We start from the raw sequence: 19,900 nt of genomic DNA on the forward strand, positions 1-19,900 counted from the left end.
ATCGGCATGCGTAAGCCGCAGCCGTCGCCGCAGCTCACGGCTGCCCGTAGTTGAGGCCGTTGCCGATCGTCGGCCGCGCGACGCCTGAAGATGCGCCAGACGGCCGAACCGGCGGCGCGGCATACGGCGCATTCAAATCCCCGACCGCGGCATACGGCGCGGCAGGGGCGCTGCGCGGCTCCGGGACAGCCGGCGACGGCCAGTGCTGTGCCTGATGGCACGCGGTACAGCTTGCCGGCGGAGCGATCAGCGCCGATTCGGTCAGCGGCGCAAGCGCTTCGCGGATTTGGGCTTCATTGAGGCAATAAATGTGGGCCAGAGCGTTACGCGGGGCCAAGCGCAGGAAATCGGAGATGGCGATGTACTCAGGCGCGGGCGCGTCGAATATCGCCAGCACATGCGTATTGTCTTCCGTGGCCACCTCCCAGTGAATCCAGCCCTGAGGAATGCTCACGGCCTGCTGGGGCAGCAGCGTCTGATTGACGATCTGACTGGTGAACGGATTCAGAATCGAGATAGTCATGGCCCCGCTGACGCCATACACAAGCTCGGTTGCATTCTGGTGAAGGTGCGGCTCAACAACGTTGCCCGGACTGAGAAAAATATCGAGCAGCGACTGGTTGCCCAGCGTATTCAGCTGCCGGACGCCGAGTATGTTGATATAATTCGCCTGATCTTTCGTGTAGAATCGATTGTGACTCACATCGCTGAAAAATTGCACGTAAGGCGAGCTGAAATCCATATAAGAAACCGCCATTTTCATCCCTCCGTTTGCGAGACTCGAAACGAGGCCCGACATTCATTGTTCTAACATATTCGCACCGGGCATGGCCCATGATAGAAGCAGCCGAGAAGGAGCATCCGCGTATGCACATGACAAAAACCTGGGCGCTGCTGCTGGCGCTGGCCGCTGTATGCGGCTGTCAGGCGCAGCAGGAGACGCCGGCACCCGCAACAGCAACAGCAACAGCAACAGCAACAGCAACAGCAACAGCAACAGCAACCCCCCTTGCGACATCGTCTCCGCAGGCGACGACTACAGTTTCCGCCGCTCCGGCGACGACAGCGCCGCCTTCTGCGGATCCGCCAGCCAAGCAGACGGCTGCGCCCAGCGCCAAGCCGCCCGAAGCGTCCGGCGCGCCGATGGCTGGCATCTATAGCGGCGCGGCAGCCAGCGACTTGAATGTCCGCCAAGCGGAAGTCACGGACAAGGGCGGCGGCTTGTACCATATTCACGTTTGGGTCACTTGGGGCTTCGCCCACAACATCGGGGACATTGATAGTGATTTCCGGCTTGTCAACGGCATTTACACGGCCGTGGACCGGGAGCAGTATCCCGACGTTACGGCATCGTTTGCAGCAGGCAGCCTGACCATCGACTACCCCGATCTCGGCTACGGCGGCATGAACGCCGAGCCTAAGGGCGTGTACTACCTGTCGGCACAGCCACGAAGCCTGTCGCCCTATTGGACGAAGCTGACGGAAGCCGCTCATGTCCCTGCCGACTTCCGCAAGGAAGGTCTGGAAGCCGCCGTAATCGCCCTTAACGACAAGGAGCAGAAGCTTGTGCTGATGCGGTTCAAGGGAGCTGCGGACCAACCCGATTATTTCTGGGAAGCGATTGTGCTGCACGGTCCGGCACCCGGTGCGTTCGTGCCGCTCGGCGACGTCAGCGACATTACGCGCAAGGCGCTCGGGCCCAAGCTGGCCGCATACGGCTTCGACGCCGACACGCAATATGCCGCGCTGCGGCGCGACGAATATTTGCGCTTCATCGAGACGCTAATCATCCGCCGCGACAGCGGCGAAGCGCTGCCTGACGATGACGGCGGCCAGCCGCTTAGCGAGCAGGAGGCCTTTTATATTGCTACCGGCCATGCGAATACGACGTCAGTTGCGGTCGATCGCCGCGATGCAAGCAATATCGGCTCGATTTTCAAAAGCGAAGTCGACCATAGCGACGCAGACACCGTAGTCATTCATATCTACGAGGATGTGCGCAATAATGCAACCGACGAGCATACGGCCACGCTCGACTGGCTGCAGGTTGACCGCCGTACCGGACGGGTCAGCGGACAGTTCGACGAGTAGCCCGCAAGCGCGGTTGGCGAAGCGCAAGAGGGCGGCAGCCGACGGCAAGCAGGATTTTGCCGGTTACGGCGCGAATACAGACTTGTTACGAATCCATAGCATGATCGACAAGAGGGTTGCATGTGAAAACTTTGGTAATTGCCGAAAAACCGGATATGGGCCGCAATATCGCCGCGGCCATCGAGCCGAAGGCGGTCAATAAGCGCGCTTATCTGGAGGGCCAGGACTACATTATTACGTGGGCCATCGGTCATCTGATCGAGCTCGCCGAGCCGGACCAATACGACGATAAATATAAAAAATGGAGCATCGAGCACCTCCCGATCATTCCCGAGGAATTCCGGCTGGTTCCGAATCCGCGCACCTTCGATCAACTCAAGGTGATCGATGAGCTCGCCAAGCGCTGCGACCGGCTGGTCAATGCTTGCGACGCCGGGCGCGAGGGCCAGCATATTTTTTCCTTGATCCAGCGTCATCTCGGGCTGCGTCATCCGGTCAAACGACTGTGGATTTCCGATTTGACGGGCGAAACGATCAAACGCGGCTTCGAGACGATGAAGGACGGCGCGGAATACGACAATCTGACGCGGGCGGCGCGTTCGCGCAGCGAAGCCGACTGGCTGATCGGGATGAACGGCTCGCGCGCCTTTACAACGCGGCATAACGTGCTGCTGTCTGTGGGACGGGTACAGACGCCGGTGCTGGCGCTAATTTACGACCGGCAGAAACAGATCGAGGCGTTTACGTCGCTGAAGTTTTTTGAGCTGGAAGGCCATTTTACCCAGGAAGAAACGACCTACAAGGGGATGTGGCAGGGCGAACGGATGACCGACCGGACCAAAGCCGACGCGCTGGCCGCCAAGGTGAAGGGCAAGCCGGCGGGCATCGCCAGCTATGAAGTGAAAGACACGAAGGAATATCCGTTCAAGCTGTACGATTTGACGCTGCTGCAGCGCGAAGCGAACGGCAAGTTCGGCTTTTCCGCCAAAAAAACGCTCGACACCGCGCAAGCGCTGTACGAGAAGCACAAGGTCATTTCGTATCCGCGGACAAACTCCAACTACGTGACCGAGCAAAACATTCCCGAAATGCATCGCGCGCTGTCGGCTTTGCAGGGGACGGCTTATGACGAATGGGTCAAGGGCGCGGACCGTGGACTCGTTCACAAAAACAACAAATACATCTGCAATCCGGCCAAGGTTGAAGACCATCATGCGATTTTGCCGACCAACCGCAAGGCCAGCGGGCTGACGCCCGACGAAATGAAGCTGTACGATTTGATTGTGCGCCGCTTTCTATCGCAATTTTATCCGCCCGCGGAGTACAAGGTGCATACGGTGATGACCGAGGTCGAGCAGGAGCTGTTCAAGACAACGGTCAAGGAGCTGCTGCGCTTGGGCTGGAAGGTGCTGTACGCCGATCAGAAGAAGGAGAAGCCGAAGGGCGGCAAGGGCAAGGACGACGAAGAGGACGAGGAAATCGAGGTCAACGAGCCGTTTGCCGTGCAGGCGCAGCTGGCGGCGGTGTGCAGCGATGCCATCGTCAAGGAGAAGGATACGCAGCCGCCCAAGTCATATACGGAGGGCACGCTGCTCAAGGCGATGGAAAGCGCCGGCAAGCAGATCGAGGACGAGGAGCTGCGCGACGTGATGAAGGATTCCGGGCTGGGCACGCCGGCGACGCGCGCGGCGACGATCGAGCGGCTGAAGAAGGTCGGCTACATCGATATGCAGGGTAAAAAAATCGTCATCACGCAAAAGGGGCGAACGGCCGTCGAGCTGATCCGCGGCGCGGGGATTGAGCTGCTCACTTCGCCGGAAATGACCGGCCAGTGGGAGCGCAGGCTCAATGAAATTTCGCGCGGCAGCGCTTCGGACGAGCAGTTCATGTACAACGTGAAGCGGTTTGCGACCTTGATCGTCGACAAGGTCAGAAGGCAGCCGAAAGCGGCGAAGACCGCTTTCGAGGGGGCTGCGCCCGCGGCGGCAAAGCCGCGGGGCAAGGGCGCTGCCCGCGGCAAGGGGACGGACGGCGAAGCCGCGTCCCCGGCCGTCAGCGCCGGCTCCGGGGGCGGCCGCACGGCAGCCGCCACGGCGGCCAAGCCTCGCGGCGCGAAGCGCGAGGCGGCTGCAGCCACGACGGCGGGCGGAGCGCCGGTCGTGGCCGCTTGCCCCCGGCCGGGCTGCGGGGGCTCGCTGTTTATGGGCCGCAAGGGCTACGGCTGCTCGCATTACAAGGAAGGCTGCGGCTTCGTTATCTGGAAGGAAAGCTTCGGCCGCCAGCTGACGGACGCCCAGGTGAAGGCGCTGGCCGAGAAGGGCCGGACGGCCAAGCTGAAGCTGACGCTGCCGGACGGCACAGCGGCCGAGGGCCGTATTGTGCTGACCGATCCGGCTACAGGCGCACTGGGCGCAGAGACGTGAGGCCTGAAACAAGCAATAAGGAGAGACGTGACGTTTATGACGATTCTGAAAAACGACTGGGCGCCGCTGCTCGAAGCGGAATTCCAGAAGCCTTATTATTTGGCGCTGCGGCGCTTTCTTGTGGACGAATACAATGAGGGGACCGTATATCCCGACAAATTCGATTTGTTTAACGCGCTTCATTACACCTCCTATGCTGACACAAAGGTTGTCATTCTCGGACAAGACCCGTATCACGGTCCCGGGCAGGCGCATGGCTTGAGCTTTTCGGTCAAGCCCGGCGTCCCGACGCCGCCGTCGCTGCAAAATATGTTTCAGGAGCTGCAAAGCGATCTCGGCTGCCGCGTGCCGAATAACGGCTATTTGGTCAAATGGGCCGAGCAGGGCGTCCTGCTGCTGAATACGGTGCTCAGCGTGCGCAAGGATTCCGCCAATTCGCATAAGGGCAAAGGCTGGGAAACGTTCACCGATCGGGTGATCAGCCTGCTGAACGAGCGGGAGCGCCCCGTTGTATTTCTGCTATGGGGCAGCAACGCGCAAAACAAGCTCGGCTTGATCGACACCGCGCGTCACCGCGTCATCAAATCGCCGCATCCGAGTCCGCTGTCGGCGTATCGGGGATTTTTCGGCAGCAAGCCGTTTTCTCGCGCCAATGCTTATTTGCTGGAGCTGGGCAGCGAGCCGATTGATTGGCAGATCGAGGATATACAGCCCGCAGTTCAAGGGTAAAGATGAGGCGAGCTCGCCCATACCGCGCCGCAGACGGTGCAAAAACTGAAAAAAGCGCAAAAAAAAGGCGCAGCTTGATGTTTTTTTCAAGCCTGCGCCTTGCCAATTTATGGAAATTTTTGCTATAGTAAAAGAAAGTAAAGAGAGCTTCACAGAATCGGATTGACATAGACGATGCGTGCGCCGCTTTCGCAGGGTTTACCCGTTTCGTAAGAGCGGTTGCCAAGCGCTTGCATGAACGGCTCGTAATCCGTATCTGCTACCGGCTTGCCGCTTTGCAGCGCCCGCACCGCCTGCTCCAGCACCGTCCGCCCGTCGGCCAGCGCCCGATCCCATAAATCCCATATGCTGCTGTCGTACACCTCGTCCTGCGAGGTCGGACAGTTCCAGACGCTACGGGATTCGTTCAGGTAATCCAGACCAGGCAGCTTTCTCGTATACACCAGCGGGGCGATATAGCCGAAAGTCAGCGCCCGCTTGACGCCATGCGGATCGTGAAACAGCCGCTGCGCGCGAAGCATGTCGCGGTACGCCTCGTTCCAGTCCGCTTCAGTCAGCCCCGCCGCCAGCTGCGGATAAAGCTTGTGCGCAGCGGTATTCATCGCGGCGGCCAGGCCAAGCGGCAGTGCGGGACCGGCATCGAGCAGCTTCCAGACGGGCGTTTTCCACGTTTCCAAGCCGAGCCTGGCGCGAACGACAAGCGTATCTACAGCAATTTCAAAGCGCTGATGATTCCATTTTTTGAATCCCGATTTATAAAAAATGTACGGGTGCATGTTGCGATCCAGAATATGATGCGTAATAAAGCCGAGCGCAAAGACTACGGCCGGATTATACAGCGGGCGGCCCTGCAGCTGCTGAAGCAGCTCCAGCACGTACGGACCGCAGGCTTCCGCGTGCATCGCGCTGCCAAGCGCCGGGAGGCCCTTTCCCTTTTGCCAGGGCAAAAAGCGGTGATAAAACAGAAAATCCGGTCCCTGGCAGCCCATGCGGAACACGCGCTGCAGGTTGCTATCGCCGAGCATCCCCGACAAGCCCGCTTGCCCGACCAGTTCTTCTCCGAAAATCAAATGCGTCCAAATATTTGGCATGCGCCGTCCTCCTGTCAGCGGCCTGAGCCGGTGTGCAAGTTGATCTGCAAGCTATATTGTAGCATAAAGCCGGCCGCTGGCAACGGGCCTCATCAGCTTTCACCCGGTCGCAACGGCTGACGGGAACGGCAGAAGGAATTTTTTAGGAGATGTCGAATGATTATGGAATAGCTCTTGCAGATTCGGCAAGCTTTGAACAGATGGAGGAAACGATGATGAACCAATCTCCCGATTTGAGGACAAGCACGATCCCGCAGCCGACCGCCGGGCCGCTTCGCGGCAGTGAGCCTATGTTTGGCGCAGCCTTCGAATACGCCGCCATCGGCATGGCGCTCATCTCGATCGACGGACTGTGGATTCGGGTGAACAGCTGCTTCAGCGCCATTACCGGCTATTCCCGAGACGAACTGCTGTATACGAACATTCACGACATCTCCTTGGCTGAGGACGTCGAGCATCACAAAACCTGCATGGAGCAGCTGCTGAGCGGAACCATTGAATCATACCAGCTCGAAAAACGCTTTGCCCATAAAAGCGGCGCCGTTGTCATGGCCGAGCTCAGCATGTCGCTGGTGCGCGATACATTTGGCAGTCCGCTGTATTATGTCGCGCAAATCAAGGACATTTCCCAGCGAAAGCTGATGGAGCAGCGGCTGGCTGAAAGCGAGCAGCGCTACAAATCGCTGATTGCGCACAATCCCGCCGGTATTCTCACCTGCGACATGAACGGCTTGATCGTCAGCTTGAATCCGGCGATGGAACGCATCCTTGGCTATACGGAGCTTGAAATGGCCGGCTATACGATCAACCGTTTTTTCAATAAAACGGACATCGAAGGAGCGGAAGCCTGCTGGTTTTTGCTGGAAACGGACAATTATATGCTGCAGGTAGAGCACAAAAACGGCGATATCATCGATCTCGGCCTTAAAAACGTGCCGATCATTGTGAACGATACGATGGAAGGCGTCTACATCATCGCCAGAGACATCACCCAGCATAACAAGGACCGCGAATCCTTGCGCATCGCTCAGCAGGATTTGCGCGAGACCCTGCGCCGCCAGCAGGGCATGACCTTCAAATTTCGGCTGATTCAGGACGAATTCATACATACGTTATGCGACGGAGAGCTGCTGCATCGGCTCGGGTATAAGCCGGGCGATATGCTTGGCAACAGCTTGCAGCAAATTTGGCCCGAGCCGCTGGCGTCGACGATGGACAGCTATTACCGCCGTGCCTGGAACGGGGAAGAAAATGTGATGTACGAAACGACGTTTCGCAGTATTACATATCTGACATCGCTGCGTCCGATCAGCGAGCGGGGCTACGTATTCGAGGTGATCGGCTCCTCGGTGGACATTACCGAACGCAAGCGGATGGAGGTCGAGCTGTGCGAGACGAAGGAGCTGCTGGAATCATTTATTAACAACACGACCGATGCGATTTGCGTGACGGACGTGCAGGAGCGGGTGCTGTCGGTCAATGCGGCTTACGAGCGTGTTTTCGGCTGGAAGGCAGAGGAGCTGATTGGCCGGCGGCTGCCGATTTACCCGTCCTTTCTGGAGGAGCAACGGTTGGAAATTTACACGAGCCTGCGTGAAGGACGGCAAATTTCCGCGCTGGAAACCGTACGCGAGCGCAAAGACGGATCGATTATCAACGTCAGTGTGACCAAGACGCCGATCAAAAACGAGGAAGGCGACATTATCGCCTTTGCCGGTATAACGCGCGACATTACCGAACGCAAGCGAACCGAGGAGCTGCTGCGCAAATCGGACAAGCTGTCCGTAGCTGGTCAGCTCGCTGCCGGACTGGCTCACGAAATCCGCAATCCGCTGACCTCGCTGCGCGGTTTCTTGCAGCTGCTGCAAAACGAAATGCAAAGCAAGCAGTATTATTTTGAAATTATGCTGTCCGAGCTGGATCGGATCAACTTTATCGTCAGCGAGTTCCTCGTCATTGCCAAGCCCGAAGCGATTCAATACAAGCGCAGCAGCCTTGCCAATATTTTGCAGTCGGTCATTGCGCTGCTGGAAACCCAGGCGCTGTTATGCAACGTCGAGCTGAGTCTGGAGATCGAGGAAGCCATTCCCGAATTGATTTGCTCGGAAAAGCATCTCAAGCAGCTGTTTATCAATCTGGTGAAAAACGCCATTGAAGCGATCCAGAAGGGAGGTATCATCCGGCTGGCCGTGTCCATGCAGGATGCGTCGCATATACGCGTGCGCACGCGCGACAACGGCTGCGGGATTCCTGACGAACGGGTGCGGCAGCTTGGAGAACCGTTTTATACGACCAAGGAGAAGGGGACCGGGCTGGGACTGATGATGTGCTTCAAAATCGTCGAAGCGCACAAGGGCACCATGCACATTGAAAGCGAAATCGGCGTCGGCACGACGATTGACGTTCTTTTGCCCGTACAGCTGGATTTGGAAGCTGCAGGCCATACGGCTGTACAGCCGCCATTCGGACGGGGCCAGGAGAAGCGCAAAACGGAGACCCGCTCGAATCCAGAGCCGCTGACAGCGGCCGGGCCGTTCGCCCTGTAAATAGGCCGGGAGCATAGACCAAAAGCTCCGCAACCGGGGGGCAAGCCAGCCGGCGGGAGCTTTCGGGATCGGGCTTCATAAACATAAAGAGTCGGGGACGCGGCGATTGGGCTGGCCGCACCTGACTTTTGCTTTTTACACGGAGCGAATGCTGAATTCGCAAGATTCGCGGGGATAGAGAATCCGTTTGCCCGGCTCCTGCTCGCTGCGCACACGGACGTAGTCCGGGGTAAACTTCTCAATAATGCCGGTACCGACCTGGAAAAAAACGCCATAGGTGTCAAGCGACCATACGTAAACAGATGTTTGCGAAAGCGCGGCGGCAAATAGTTCAGTATCGGTGTCCAGCAGCTTAGTTCCGTAAATCATTATGTGCACCCCTGTAATTTTAATTTGTGGTCAATATCGAGCTCATTATGTATGACATCGCGACGCGGAAGGTTATCACGCAAACATTCGCATTTTTTGTAAATTTACATCGGATTGGCTGACAGGCGCTCATTTGTGCAGTACAATCGTTGGGTGTCTTGTTAATCCTATGCCCAGATCAAGGAGCCCAACATGAAATTTTCCGTGCAGTTTTTATCTTTTTTTGTCATACAGGACGAAGCTTCTTCAAAAACCTACAAGCACTTTCAGACGATGGATGAAGCGGATTACGAGGAAAGCGCGCTACAGCAATTTTTGGACGGCGAATTTGCGCGAATTGCCAAACGCAAGGTCGAACGCAACCCGCGCGTCGAGCAGGTTCCGACAAAAATCGGGCGATTTGCCCTCGAAGAAGGCTTTCCGCTGGAAAGCAATCCGAACTTCAACTGGTTCGCCAAGCTGCGTTTTGCCCCGGATAAGCAATCGTTTCTGAATGTGGCCGACGAGGTGCTGAACGCTTATTTGCATACAAGCGCCGTGCGGGGCGGTGTTTTTATTGTTGCCAGCGCCAAGCTGAATCAATATTTCGACGATCCGTTTGTTTTTATTCTCAAATGCGATTTTGAGCCGAAAATCGCCCGCATTACCGATGAGCGCAGCCTGTTGAATCAGGTGGAAATGGCGATTAACGCCAAGAACATGAAGTCGATTCAATATCCCTACATGCCGGAGGAAGGGATGCTGGAGGAAGCAGAGCTCAAGATCCACCAGTCCTCGCACGCCCGTTACTTCGAGGATTTTCTCAAATTTGTCGAATACGAGAAATCGATGCCGGAAATTTTGCAGCATCAGGTTCTGGGACTTGTGCATCAGCAGCTGGATGAACAATACGCTCATCTGCCAGAGGAACGGGAGCGCGAGGAGCGCGACATTGAAATGTGGGCGGCCAGCGACAAGCGCGAGCTGCAGGAGAAGTGGACGCCGGTGCAGGTGATGGAAGCTGCATCGTATCTCGTTGAGCAGAAGCCTGATCTGGAGCTGCGGCTGAAGCTCGATCATATGACCGTGCGCGCCCAACTCGCCGATTTTGGCCGTCAACTGCACATCGCCAGACAGGGAGACCGCTATTTCGTGCTGCTCGCCGGAGACTATTTGCATTTTGAAAAAGGCGTGTCGCCGATCGAGCTGCTGCGCCCCGACGATTTGCACGAGGTGCTGGAGCGGCTGAGCGCCGACAGGGACGAGTAGCAGGGCAGCTGACGCAGGGGTGGAGCGAGCGGGCGACAGTGGAGCGCTCGGACTGCGACAAGGCGCCGGGCGGGGGAGCGCAGACGCAGAGCAGAGCTCGTGGGCGCAGCGCAGAGGTTGCGGGCGGGGCCGCGGCAAAGGGAGCGCAGAGTGGGCGAGCGGTTAGGACTAGGCGCCTGGCCAAGCCGCGGCCGATTGCACGAGGCGGGGGCGAAACCGGAGCGCATTGCCGAGCCAGCCGGACGCAGGGACGCGCTTGCCGCAAGCGCAAGCATACAACGTCATTTCCGTTCGTACATATAGAAGAACGGGGGTGATGACGATGCAGCCGACGGAGGAATCGATCCGGCTAACCGAACAGTACGGCGCGCATAACTATGCGCCGCTGCCGGTAGCCGTCACAAGCGCGGCGGGCGCATGGGTCGAGGACGCAGAGGGGCGACGGTATCTCGATATGCTAAGCGCATATTCGGCGCTCAACCTGGGTCACCGCCATCCGCGCGTTATCGACGCGTTGCGGCGTCAGGCTGACTGCGTGACGCTGACGTCGCGGGCGTTCTATGATGCCCAGCTTGGCCCGTGGCTGGTGCTGATGTCCGGACTGACCGGCAAAGGCCGCATTTTGCCGATGAATACCGGAGCCGAAGCCGTGGAAAGCGCGATAAAAATAGCCCGGCGCTGGGCCTATGAAGTGAAGGGCATACCGTCCGAGCTGGCGGAAATTATCGTGTGTGAAGGCAATTTTCACGGCAGAACCTTGAGTGTTACGTCATTCTCATCGAACCCGGAGTATAAGCGGAGCTTTGGCCCTTTTACGCCGGGTTTTCGCATGGTTCCTTACGGCGACGCAGCGGCGCTGGCACAAGCGCTGACCCCAAACACAGCGGCGTTTCTCGTCGAGCCGATTCAGGGCGAGGCCGGCATCCGGCTGCCGCCGGACGGTTATCTGCGCGAGGCGGAGGCGCTTTGCCGGGCGCACGGCGCACTGCTGATTGCCGATGAAATCCAGACCGGACTGGGACGCACCGGCAAGCTGTTCGCTTGCCAGTGGGAGGGCGTCACGCCGGATCTGTATGTGCTCGGCAAGGCGCTTGGCGGCGGCGTGCTGCCGATCTCCGCCGTTTGCGGCGATGCCGCCGTGCTTGACGTGCTGGAGCCTGGCTCGCACGGCTCCACGTTCGGCGGCAATCCGCTCGCCTGCGCGGTGTCGGCTGCCGCCGTGCAGGCGCTGCTTGACGAGCGGCTGTGCGAGCGCTCGGCCGAGCTGGGCGCGGCGCTGCTGGCAAAGCTGCGCCGCGAGCTGACCCACCCGCGCATTCGCGAGGTGCGCGGGCGGGGGCTCTTCATCGGCATCGAGCTGGCGGAGCCGGCCCGGCCGATGTGCGAGCGCCTGCTGGCCGCCGGGCTGCTGACGAAGGATACGCACGTGCATACAGTGCGTCTGGCTCCGCCGCTCGTGCTCAGCGACGCCGACGCGGCGTGGGCGCTGGAACGGCTCGTGCCTATTCTCAATCAAGCTTAGGAGGGATGCGGATGATTCCTTACAGGCCCGAACCGTTAACCGACTTCCGCAGCGCCGACGCCGCTGCGGCGTTTGACACAGCCTTGGCTGCCGTAGAGCGCCAATTGGGCGTCGAAACGCCTCTGGTCATTGGCGGCCGGCGCATCATGACAGAGCGGCGGCTTCGCTCGATCAACCCGAGCGCTAGGGACGAGACGGTCGGCTTGTCCGCTCAAGCCGACGCAGCGCTGGCCGAGCAGGCGCTGCTCGCCGCAAATCGCGCGTATGCCGACTGGTCGCGGCGAACCCCGCAGTTCCGCGCCGACCTGCTGCTCAAGGCTGCGGCGCTGCTGCGGCGGCGCAAGCACGAGTTCTCGGCGTGGCTGCTGCTGGAAGCCGGCAAAAGCCGCGGCGAAGCCGACGCCGATACGGCCGAAGCGATCGACTTCCTTGAATACTACGCCCGGCAGGCGCTGCAGCTGGAGCTGCGCGCCGCCGCCGAGCTGGTGGCGCTGCCCGGCGAGAACAATCGGCTTAGCTATCTACCTTTAGGCGTCGGCGTCATCATCGCGCCGTGGAATTTCCCGCTGGCGATTCTCGTCGGCATGTCGATGGCCGCCGTCGTTGCCGGCAATACGGTCGTTGTCAAGCCGGCCAGCGCCACGCCGATTATTGCTGCCAAATGGCAGGAGCTGCTGGAGGAGGCAGGGCTCCCGGACGGCGTCGTGCAGCTGCTGCCGGGCAGCGGCAGCGAAATTGGCGACTACCTCGTCACGCACCCGCTGACGCGCTTTGTTTCGTTTACAGGCTCGCGCGATGTCGGCGTGCACATCGCCGGCCTGGCGGCACAGCTGACGCCCGGGCAAAAATGGCTCAAGCGCTACGTCGCCGAGATGGGCGGCAAGGACGGCATCGTGGTCAACGCCGACGCCGATCTTGAATTAGCTGCAGCCGGGATCGTGGCTTCGGCCTTCGGCTACTCCGGGCAAAAATGCTCGGCTTGCTCGCGCGCCATCGTTCACGAAGCAGTTTACGACGAGCTGCTGGAGCGCTGTACGGCGCTGACCGCCAAGCTGACTGTCGGCGATGTCCGCGATCCGCACGTCTATACCGGCCCCGTGATTGACGAAAGCAGCCAACGCAAAATCGCCGGCTATCTGGCGCTCGCTCCGCAGGAAGGGCGGGTCGTGGCCGGAGGACAACTGCTCGAGGGAACGGGATTTTTCGTTCAGCCGACCCTGGTTGCCGATGTTGCGCCCGATGCGCGGCTCATGCAGGAAGAGATTTTCGGTCCGGTGCTTGCGTTCGCCAAGGCGCGCGACTGGACCGAGGCGCTGCGCATAGCTAACGATACCGACTACGGGCTGACAGGAAGCGTGTATACGCGCAGCCGGGCAGCCGTCGAAGCAGCGATTCGCGAGTTTCATGTCGGCAATTTGTACATCAACCGCAAATGCACAGGCGCCGTCGTCGGCGCCCATCCGTTCGGCGGCTTTAACATGTCCGGCACCGACTCCAAAGCCGGAGGACCGGATTACCTGCAGCTGTTCACTCAGCTCAAGCTCGTATCGGAACTGCTGTAAGCGCGCTACCGCTCGTTCGCTGTGTTCCAGCGAAGCCTGCGCGCAAGTTGATCCCTAAGATAAGGGGGTGAGCCGTATGGCGTTCGACGCTTTTTTGCGCAGCCGGATTTTGTCCGCAGCGGGCAGACCCGGCGTCCGCAGCTGGTTCGAGCGAAACGGCGATCGTCTGGGCGTTAGCCGGTTTGTCGCCGGACCGAACCTGGAGGCGGCGGTTGCGCCGGTTCAGGCTCTCAATAGTCGCAAGCTGGCGGCTACGCTCGATTTGCTCGGCGAGCATGTCTATGAAACGGAGCAGGCGCAAACAGCGGCCAGCCGGATCGCCGCTGCCTTACAGGCCATCTGCGAGCTTCGGCTGGACTCGCACGTGTCCGTCAAGCTGACTCAGCTTGGTCTGTGCATGGACTTCGGCTACTGTCTGGAGCTGATGCGCGGGCTTTGCCGCGAAGCCCAATCGCGCGGACTTTTTATCCGGATTGATATGGAGGATTCCGGCATCACCGAGCTTACCGTGCGGTTGTTCCGCAGACTGCTGGAGGAATTCGGCCCGCGGACGATTGGCCTTGTGCTTCAATCCTGCCTGTACCGCTCATTGGCCGATGTTCGCGATCTTGGACGGCTCGGGGCCAATTTGCGCATCGTCAAAGGCGCTTACCGGATGACGTCCGATGTAGCCTATACGCGGCGCAAGGATATCGAGAGCAACTACATCCGGCTGGCCAGACTGCATATGGAGAGCGGCAGCTATACCGCCATCGCCACCCATGACCGGGGCATGATCGATCCGCTCCGGCGATACGCCGACGAAGCCGGCATTTCCCGGGACCGCTTCGAATTCCAGCTGTTATACGGCGTGGCAAGCCGTTTGCAGCAAGAGCTGGTCGATGACGGATACCGCGTCCGCATCTATACGCCATTTGGCGATTGCTGGTATCCGTACTTTACCCGGCGGATCGCCGAGCGTCCGGCCAATCTGATGCTTGCGCTAAAAGCCATTCTCGGCAAATAGCCGCTCACAAGGAGGTGCTGCAGGATGAATCCGCAGCAATACCCGGACATCGCCGTGATCGGGGTGCCGATGGATCTCGGCGCGGACCGTCGCGGCGTCGATATGGGGCCCAGCGCGATTCGCTGCGCCGGATTGGAACGGCGGCTCGCCCAGCTCGGCTACCGCGTCCACGACGAGGGCGATTTGTCCGTGCGGCGGCAGCCGACGGCTGCGAGCGCCGACAAGCTCAAATATGTCGACGAAATCGCCAAGGTCAACGCCGAGCTGTGCCGGTCCGTAGAAGCGTCGCAGCAAGCCGGACGCTTTCCGCTGGTGCTCGGCGGCGATCACAGCATCGCCATCGGCACACTCGCCGGGATGCGCCGCCGCCATCCGGCGCTCGGCGTCATCTGGTTTGACTCGCACGGCGATGTCAACACCGCCGACACGTCGCCGTCCGGCAACATCCACGGCATGTCGCTGGCCGTGGCGCTTGGCTTCGGCGACCCGCGGCTGACCGCGGTCGGCGGGGCCGCGTCCGCGCTGCGCCCCGAGCACGTCGCCATCGTCGGCGCGCGCTCGCTGGATGCCGGAGAACGCGACTTTCTCCGGCGACAGGGCATCCTCGTGTTCACGATGCACGAAATCGACCGGCTCGGCATGGCCAGCGTCATGGAGCAGGCGATCGATCGCGTGTCTCGCGGCACGAGCGGCATTCATCTGAGCCTCGACCTCGATGGGCTCGATCCGGCTGCGGCGCCTGGCGTCGGGACGCCGGTGCCGGGCGGGCTCACCTGCCGGGAGAGCTATCTGGCGATGGAGCTGCTTTGCGAATCGGGCCGGCTGGTGAGCGCCGAGTTCGTCGAGGTGAACCCGATCCTCGACCACTGCAACCAAACGGCGCAAATCGCCGTTTCCCTGATCGCTTCGCTGTTCGGTGAGCGCATTCTGTAGCGTTCACCAGTGCGCAACAGTCGGCCGGCGAATAAAGTTAACCACATTAAATACCCCCAACCGCCCGCGATACACGAGCGATTGGGGGTATTTGTCGGCAGCTGCGGCATCGTCGCTATCCGAACGAGACCTTCTCATCGGGAGCTGCCGCAAGCCCGTTCAGCAACATTTTGTCAGCAGCCGCCGGGCTTATTTCGGCGTTTGCTTTCCTGTTTTTCCTGCTCTTCCGCTTTTTCCCCGAACTGATCAAGCCGGGAAGGGCTGGCGGCAGGACCGTTGTTTTTCGGATGGTTGTTTCGGCCGCTCATCGTGATTCACCTCCCGTCGCTACACAGCTTGTGCGAGCGGTGAAAGGGACATACGCGGGATCATTTGCCAGCCGCTTCGCTCCGCCAACGACCGGATTTTCGTTCCTTGGTCATCGGACAATCAGCGCCTTGCGCAGCTTTCATTCTACTTCAACCGTTCGGGATTCAGCCCTTCCAGCTCCGGCAGAACAAAACGTCCGTCCCGGCGCACCAGCACGTCGTCAAAATAAATATCGCCGCCGCCGTATTCGGGCCGCTGGATCAGCACCATATCCCAATGTACCGAGGAGCGGTTCGTATTGTCCGCAGTTTCGTACGCCTGACCGGGAGTAAAGTGGAGGCTGCCGTCGATTTTTTCATCAAACAAAATGTCCTTCATCGGGTGTTGAATATAGGGATTGACACCGATCGCGAATTCGCCGATATACCGCGCGCCTTCGTCCGTATCGAGAATTTCGTTCAGCCGCTTCGTGTTGCTGCCCGTCGCTTCGACAATCCGCCCATTTGCAAAGCGCAGCTCGATCTGCTCGAACGACGTGCCGGCATAAATCGTTGGCGTATTGTAGCGAATGACTCCGTTCACGGAATCCTTGACCGGAGCGGTGTACACTTCGCCGTCGGGGATGTTGCGGCGTCCGGAGCAAGGCACGGCGGGAATATCCTTGATCGAGAACGACAGGTCGGTTCCCGGAGCGACGAGCCGTACCCGGTCAGTGCGGTTCATCAGCGCCACCAGCGGCTCCATCGCCGCAGCCATTTTGCTATAATCCAGATTGCACACTTGAAAATAAAAATCCTCGAACGCTTCCGTACTCGTGCCGGACAATTGCGCCATCGATGCGTTCGGATAGCGCATGACGCACCATTTTGTATGATTGATGCGTCGGGCGAACACCGGCCGCTGAACATAAGTTGCATACAGCTTCATCTGGCTCTCCGGCACGTCGGCGAGCTCGGTCACGTTGTCTCCGCTGCGAATCGCAACGTATGCGTGCATTTCGCGCATGCGCGTCAGCTCGAATTCGGCCCATTGGGCGAATTGCTCCGCGCTGCCTTGCAGCTGCAGGCTGCGGGTAAGGGAGGGGTGTCGCAGCTCCAGGAACGGTCGGCCGCCGGCTGCATAGGCCTCTTCAATCAGGCATTTGCCGACTTCCGGATCGGGGACGCCGATCAGCTCGATCAGAATATTTTCACCGGGCTGCAAATCGACGGAATAACGGATGATGTTGCGGGCGAACGTTTGAAGACGCGGATCTCTCATAGGCTGCTTCTCAGCTCCTTGTCTGTGGATGGCAGGATGCCTTTATTATAGCCAAACCGCCGAACGGAAGCGAATCAGGACAACCGCCCGGAAAGGATGGGAGGGGGTTCCGGGGTTCCAGGGTTCTGTACAGTACAAGCACCAGCGCGGCGGGTAACGCCATCTTGCAGGGTTTTCCCGACCCGCCATCGAATCAATAGCGTAAAGTCCGAGCGCCGGGTTGAATGGAGAACGCCGCGATTGCGGAACCTAACCAAAACGAAACGAAGCGCTGCTGCATGAAAGGGGAGTGAAACGCTATGGCTCACCGTCAAGAAAAGGTGCCTTTCGGCTACGAACCGCCCAAGGCGTCGCGCCGGGGATGCTTGTTCGTGTTTGAAACGTTCGAGGATTGGACGGAAGAGGAGGTCCTTGCGCTGGTTGCTTGGGCCGCATCGCGCAAATTCGCACGCGTGGTGCTGTATCCGCAGCATGAAGAAACGTTGCGTCGCATGGGCATAGCTTGCGCGAGTCCATTCTACAGCCGCGTCAAACAGCTGCAAACAACCATCGAAGCTTGTGCGCTTCCGATTCCCGTCGAGCTCGATCAATGGGAGGGCAAGCGCAAAAAATATACGCCGCTGGACACCTCGCTGCGCTTTTTGACCGAAAAACATCACGGTCCGTTTTTTCTGGCTTTAAGCGACCGTTATGCCAATTTGTTCGTGACGTATCCGAGCTTTCAGGAATGGATCAAGGAGCTGCGGCTGCTGATTGTTCCGCGATTCCATGTCCCGCTGCACCCCAAGCTGGAAGCGTGGAGCCATCGTTGGGAGCTGATCCTGCCGGGGGAGCCCTTGCATTCCTGATCATCCCTTTGCCGGACAGACGCACGCCAACAGAAAGCGGCCCTGACTTCTGCTTATGCAGGAGCCAGGGCCGCCAGCTATGTCGGTATGGAAAAAAGCGTTCAGGTCAGCTGCGCAGCCCGATCATCAAGCAGCCGCTCAGTCAATGAAGTCAACATGCAGATGCCGATTTCGTTTTGCCCGCCTTCGGGAATAATGATGTCGGCGTATTTCTTCGACGGCTCAATAAAAGCGTCATGCATCGGCTTTACCGTGGTCACGTATTGCTCGAACACCGAATGAAACGTCCGGCCGCGCTCTTCGATATCCCGGGCCACCCGGCGCAAAATGCGGATATCCGGATCCGTATCGACGAAAACCTTGACATCCAGCGCCTGCCGCAGCGCTGCATCAGTCAACACGTGGATGCCTTCGATTACGACGACAGGCTTGACCTCGATCCGGATCGTGTGACCGGCGCGCAGATGCCGGGAAAAGTCATACACGGGAATTTCCACGCTGCGCCCGGCGCGCAGCTCCTGCAAATGAGCAAGCAGCAGCTCATTTTCAAAAGCGTTCGGGTGGTCGTAATTAATCCGCTCGCGCTGCTCAAGCGTCAGCCCGTCGCGGTTCGCATAATAATTGTCTTGAGAGATCAGCGTAACTTGCGCTGGTCCCAGCCTGTCCATAATCGAACGGGCCACCGTTGTTTTTCCCGACCCGGTGCCGCCGGCAATACCGATCACGAGCATGCGCCCCTAAGCCTCCCCGCATTACTTGATTAAGCCACTCACTCAGTTTAACATAATCTTCATAAAGTGAAAACGGATTCCGCACCGGCGCTGCGGGCGTCTGAATGAATCTTGTACCGCCTGCAAATACGAAAAAAACGATCGCAAAGCGACCGCTTTTTCACCGTGTAGCTGTTACCGAATCTGCTTGGGCGTCGTGGATTTGGCTTGGTTGACGTCCAGATCCTGGGCGGCCTGATGCAGCTGCTCAAGCGTCTGTTTGATTTGCTGCGCGTATGGCTCCTTATTGTAGGCGTCCAGCTGGCTGTTGGCATCGGCAACCTGCCGTTTGGCGTGACCGAGCTCGGCTTGGGCCGAAGCAATCGCCTGCGGATCGGCTTGTGTCATGGCCGCCTGCAGTTTGCGCTCCGCTTCCTGAGCGAGCAGAATCGCATGCTCGGCCGCGTCCAGCGCATGCTGCAGCGGCTGCTGATGCTGTCGGGTATCGACCATCGGCGCTTCCTCCTCACGTCATTGTCATGATGTCGGGCATTACCTTACTACATTGCGCCAAAAGGGAGCAAATCATGCACCATTTCCCGAAAAACCGGCTATTTCCCGGGCAAGCGCAAAATCCGCCCCCGGCTCCGCAGATTCGACAGCAACGACTTGCGCTTTGGCGCAGATTGCGCAGGGATTTTGCCGAGATGCCGCGAATCAACAAGAGGATGGACAAATCGGACGATTCTTTTTAAGCTAATAATCATCTAATCATCTGCGCATGCAGTCTGCCGATTTACAAAACGACAAGGAGATGTTCCAAATGAAATGGATTTCCGCGATTTGCATCCTGACCTGCGGATTGACCATACTGACAGGCTGCAGCAGCACACCAACCAATGGCACTCAGGCCGGAGAGAAGAAGCCGTATCTTGAGGCAACCGTCACCGTGAATGGCACGACGGCTGCAATCGCCATCAAGACCGATCTCATTATTTCCAAAGAGCACTACAATCAGGAGCGCGTGCCCGGCGAAGGCCATATTCATATGTCCGTCGACAACGGCGAGAATATCATCGTGACCGAGGACCATACCGAGCTGACCGACCTGTCCCAAGGCCCGCATAACGTCAAGCTGTCGCTGCACAATAACGATCACACCCCGTATGACGTCAGCCAATCGATCGATTTTGAAGTAAAGTAGGGGAGCGCGTGCGAGTCTTTCATACAAGAACCAGTTTGCAAAAAAGGAT

The 19,900-nt window shown here is 59.0% G+C and carries 18 protein-coding genes; 11 read left to right on the top strand and 7 right to left on the bottom strand.

Going from position 1 to position 19,900, the window contains the following annotated elements:
• Positions 1-34: 34 nt before the first annotated feature.
• Positions 35-757, bottom strand: a complete 723-nt coding sequence (locus B5M42_RS01620) for a cupin domain-containing protein (protein WP_134748935.1) — start codon at positions 755-757, stop codon at positions 35-37.
• 110 nt (positions 758-867) lie between these two features.
• Between B5M42_RS01620 and B5M42_RS01625 the strand changes: the two genes are divergently transcribed.
• The 3 genes from B5M42_RS01625 to B5M42_RS01635 all read left to right on the top strand — a co-directional run bounded on the left by B5M42_RS01625 (position 868) and on the right by B5M42_RS01635 (position 5,243).
• Positions 868-2,091, top strand: coding sequence for a hypothetical protein (locus B5M42_RS01625; protein ID WP_167689543.1), 1,224 nt, complete (start codon positions 868-870; stop codon positions 2,089-2,091).
• A gap of 122 nt (positions 2,092-2,213) precedes the next feature.
• Positions 2,214-4,514 carry a type IA DNA topoisomerase gene (locus B5M42_RS01630; RefSeq protein ID WP_134748929.1) on the top strand — a complete coding sequence of 767 codons (2,301 nt, stop codon included), beginning with the start codon at positions 2,214-2,216 and terminating at the stop codon, positions 4,512-4,514.
• 36 nt (positions 4,515-4,550) lie between these two features.
• Positions 4,551-5,243, top strand: coding sequence for a uracil-DNA glycosylase (locus B5M42_RS01635; protein WP_134748927.1), 693 nt, complete (start codon positions 4,551-4,553; stop codon positions 5,241-5,243).
• A 149-nt stretch (positions 5,244-5,392) separates the two neighbouring features.
• On the opposite strand, the gene B5M42_RS01640 is transcribed toward B5M42_RS01635, so the two are convergent.
• Complete coding sequence (locus B5M42_RS01640) at positions 5,393-6,334, bottom strand: zinc dependent phospholipase C family protein (RefSeq protein WP_134748925.1); 942 nt, start codon at positions 6,332-6,334, stop codon at positions 5,393-5,395.
• 149 nt (positions 6,335-6,483) lie between these two features.
• Between B5M42_RS01640 and B5M42_RS01645 the strand changes: the two genes are divergently transcribed.
• The gene (locus B5M42_RS01645; protein ID WP_134748923.1) at positions 6,484-8,880 is read left to right on the top strand and encodes a PAS domain S-box protein; all 2,397 of its coding nucleotides are present in this window, start codon (positions 6,484-6,486) and stop codon (positions 8,878-8,880) included.
• Positions 8,881-9,015: 135 nt separating this feature from the next.
• Here the strand turns inward: B5M42_RS01645 and B5M42_RS01650 are convergent, their stop codons facing one another.
• Positions 9,016-9,249 carry a hypothetical protein gene (locus tag B5M42_RS01650; RefSeq protein WP_134748921.1) on the bottom strand — a complete coding sequence of 78 codons (234 nt, stop codon included), beginning with the start codon at positions 9,247-9,249 and terminating at the stop codon, positions 9,016-9,018.
• 192 nt (positions 9,250-9,441) lie between these two features.
• Between B5M42_RS01650 and B5M42_RS01655 the strand changes: the two genes are divergently transcribed.
• The 5 genes from B5M42_RS01655 (at position 9,442) to rocF (ending at position 15,520) form a co-directional block, all read left to right on the top strand.
• Positions 9,442-10,497 (top strand): DUF3900 domain-containing protein, encoded by a 1,056-nt coding sequence (locus B5M42_RS01655; protein WP_134748919.1) that lies wholly within the window; start codon positions 9,442-9,444, stop codon positions 10,495-10,497.
• A 322-nt stretch (positions 10,498-10,819) separates the two neighbouring features.
• A complete protein-coding gene (rocD, locus tag B5M42_RS01660; protein WP_134748917.1) occupies positions 10,820-12,019 on the top strand; it encodes an ornithine--oxo-acid transaminase in 1,200 nt (399 codons plus the stop codon).
• 11 nt (positions 12,020-12,030) lie between these two features.
• Entirely contained in the window at positions 12,031-13,581 is a 1,551-nt protein-coding gene (gene pruA / locus B5M42_RS01665) for an L-glutamate gamma-semialdehyde dehydrogenase (protein ID WP_134748915.1), read from the top strand.
• A gap of 76 nt (positions 13,582-13,657) precedes the next feature.
• Positions 13,658-14,587, top strand: coding sequence for a proline dehydrogenase family protein (locus tag B5M42_RS01670; protein WP_134748913.1), 930 nt, complete (start codon positions 13,658-13,660; stop codon positions 14,585-14,587).
• 24 nt (positions 14,588-14,611) lie between these two features.
• Positions 14,612-15,520, top strand: a complete 909-nt coding sequence (gene rocF / locus B5M42_RS01675; RefSeq protein ID WP_134748911.1) for an arginase — start codon at positions 14,612-14,614, stop codon at positions 15,518-15,520.
• A 173-nt stretch (positions 15,521-15,693) separates the two neighbouring features.
• Here the strand turns inward: rocF and B5M42_RS25215 are convergent, their stop codons facing one another.
• Together B5M42_RS25215 and B5M42_RS01680 are read right to left on the bottom strand one after the other, a co-directional pair.
• Positions 15,694-15,828 (bottom strand): hypothetical protein, encoded by a 135-nt coding sequence (locus B5M42_RS25215; RefSeq protein WP_268999023.1) that lies wholly within the window; start codon positions 15,826-15,828, stop codon positions 15,694-15,696.
• Positions 15,829-15,973: 145 nt separating this feature from the next.
• Positions 15,974-17,089 carry an aminopeptidase gene (locus B5M42_RS01680; RefSeq protein ID WP_134748909.1) on the bottom strand — a complete coding sequence of 372 codons (1,116 nt, stop codon included), beginning with the start codon at positions 17,087-17,089 and terminating at the stop codon, positions 15,974-15,976.
• A gap of 299 nt (positions 17,090-17,388) precedes the next feature.
• Between B5M42_RS01680 and B5M42_RS01685 the strand changes: the two genes are divergently transcribed.
• Entirely contained in the window at positions 17,389-17,937 is a 549-nt protein-coding gene (locus tag B5M42_RS01685; protein WP_134748907.1) for a hypothetical protein, read from the top strand.
• 101 nt (positions 17,938-18,038) lie between these two features.
• Here the strand turns inward: B5M42_RS01685 and udk are convergent, their stop codons facing one another.
• Positions 18,039-18,668, bottom strand: a complete 630-nt coding sequence (udk, locus tag B5M42_RS01690) for a uridine kinase (RefSeq protein WP_134748905.1) — start codon at positions 18,666-18,668, stop codon at positions 18,039-18,041.
• A 174-nt stretch (positions 18,669-18,842) separates the two neighbouring features.
• The gene (locus B5M42_RS01695) at positions 18,843-19,160 is read right to left on the bottom strand and encodes a hypothetical protein (RefSeq protein ID WP_134748903.1); all 318 of its coding nucleotides are present in this window, start codon (positions 19,158-19,160) and stop codon (positions 18,843-18,845) included.
• Between the two features lie 310 nt (positions 19,161-19,470).
• On the opposite strand from B5M42_RS01695, the gene B5M42_RS01700 reads away from it, so the two are divergent.
• Complete coding sequence (locus B5M42_RS01700; RefSeq protein ID WP_134748901.1) at positions 19,471-19,851, top strand: hypothetical protein; 381 nt, start codon at positions 19,471-19,473, stop codon at positions 19,849-19,851.
• Positions 19,852-19,900: the final 49 nt, after the last annotated feature.

It is taken from the genome of Paenibacillus athensensis (assembly GCF_004514475.2).
In the GTDB taxonomy this organism is placed as follows: Bacteria; Bacillota; Bacilli; order Paenibacillales; family NBRC-103111; genus Paenibacillus_AL; species Paenibacillus_AL athensensis.

Bases quoted from the DNA above. Each gene is read 5' to 3' on its own strand.
- B5M42_RS01620 (WP_134748935.1), bottom strand. From the start codon at position 757: ATGGCGGTTTCTTATATGGATTTCAGCTCGCCTTACGTGCAATTTTTC.
- B5M42_RS01625 (WP_167689543.1), top strand. From the start codon at position 868: ATGCACATGACAAAAACCTGGGCGCTGCTGCTGGCGCTGGCCGCTGTA.
- B5M42_RS01635 (WP_134748927.1), top strand. From the start codon at position 4,551: ATGACGATTCTGAAAAACGACTGGGCGCCGCTGCTCGAAGCGGAATTC.
- B5M42_RS01640 (WP_134748925.1), bottom strand. From the start codon at position 6,334: ATGCCAAATATTTGGACGCATTTGATTTTCGGAGAAGAACTGGTCGGG.
- B5M42_RS01645 (WP_134748923.1), top strand. From the start codon at position 6,484: ATGTCGAATGATTATGGAATAGCTCTTGCAGATTCGGCAAGCTTTGAA.
- B5M42_RS01650 (WP_134748921.1), bottom strand. From the start codon at position 9,249: ATGATTTACGGAACTAAGCTGCTGGACACCGATACTGAACTATTTGCC.
- B5M42_RS01655 (WP_134748919.1), top strand. From the start codon at position 9,442: ATGAAATTTTCCGTGCAGTTTTTATCTTTTTTTGTCATACAGGACGAA.
- rocD (WP_134748917.1), top strand. From the start codon at position 10,820: ATGCAGCCGACGGAGGAATCGATCCGGCTAACCGAACAGTACGGCGCG.
- pruA (WP_134748915.1), top strand. From the start codon at position 12,031: ATGATTCCTTACAGGCCCGAACCGTTAACCGACTTCCGCAGCGCCGAC.
- B5M42_RS01670 (WP_134748913.1), top strand. From the start codon at position 13,658: ATGGCGTTCGACGCTTTTTTGCGCAGCCGGATTTTGTCCGCAGCGGGC.
- rocF (WP_134748911.1), top strand. From the start codon at position 14,612: ATGAATCCGCAGCAATACCCGGACATCGCCGTGATCGGGGTGCCGATG.
- B5M42_RS25215 (WP_268999023.1), bottom strand. From the start codon at position 15,828: ATGAGCGGCCGAAACAACCATCCGAAAAACAACGGTCCTGCCGCCAGC.
- B5M42_RS01680 (WP_134748909.1), bottom strand. From the start codon at position 17,089: ATGAGAGATCCGCGTCTTCAAACGTTCGCCCGCAACATCATCCGTTAT.
- B5M42_RS01685 (WP_134748907.1), top strand. From the start codon at position 17,389: ATGGCTCACCGTCAAGAAAAGGTGCCTTTCGGCTACGAACCGCCCAAG.
- udk (WP_134748905.1), bottom strand. From the start codon at position 18,668: ATGCTCGTGATCGGTATTGCCGGCGGCACCGGGTCGGGAAAAACAACG.
- B5M42_RS01695 (WP_134748903.1), bottom strand. From the start codon at position 19,160: ATGGTCGATACCCGACAGCATCAGCAGCCGCTGCAGCATGCGCTGGAC.
- B5M42_RS01700 (WP_134748901.1), top strand. From the start codon at position 19,471: ATGAAATGGATTTCCGCGATTTGCATCCTGACCTGCGGATTGACCATA.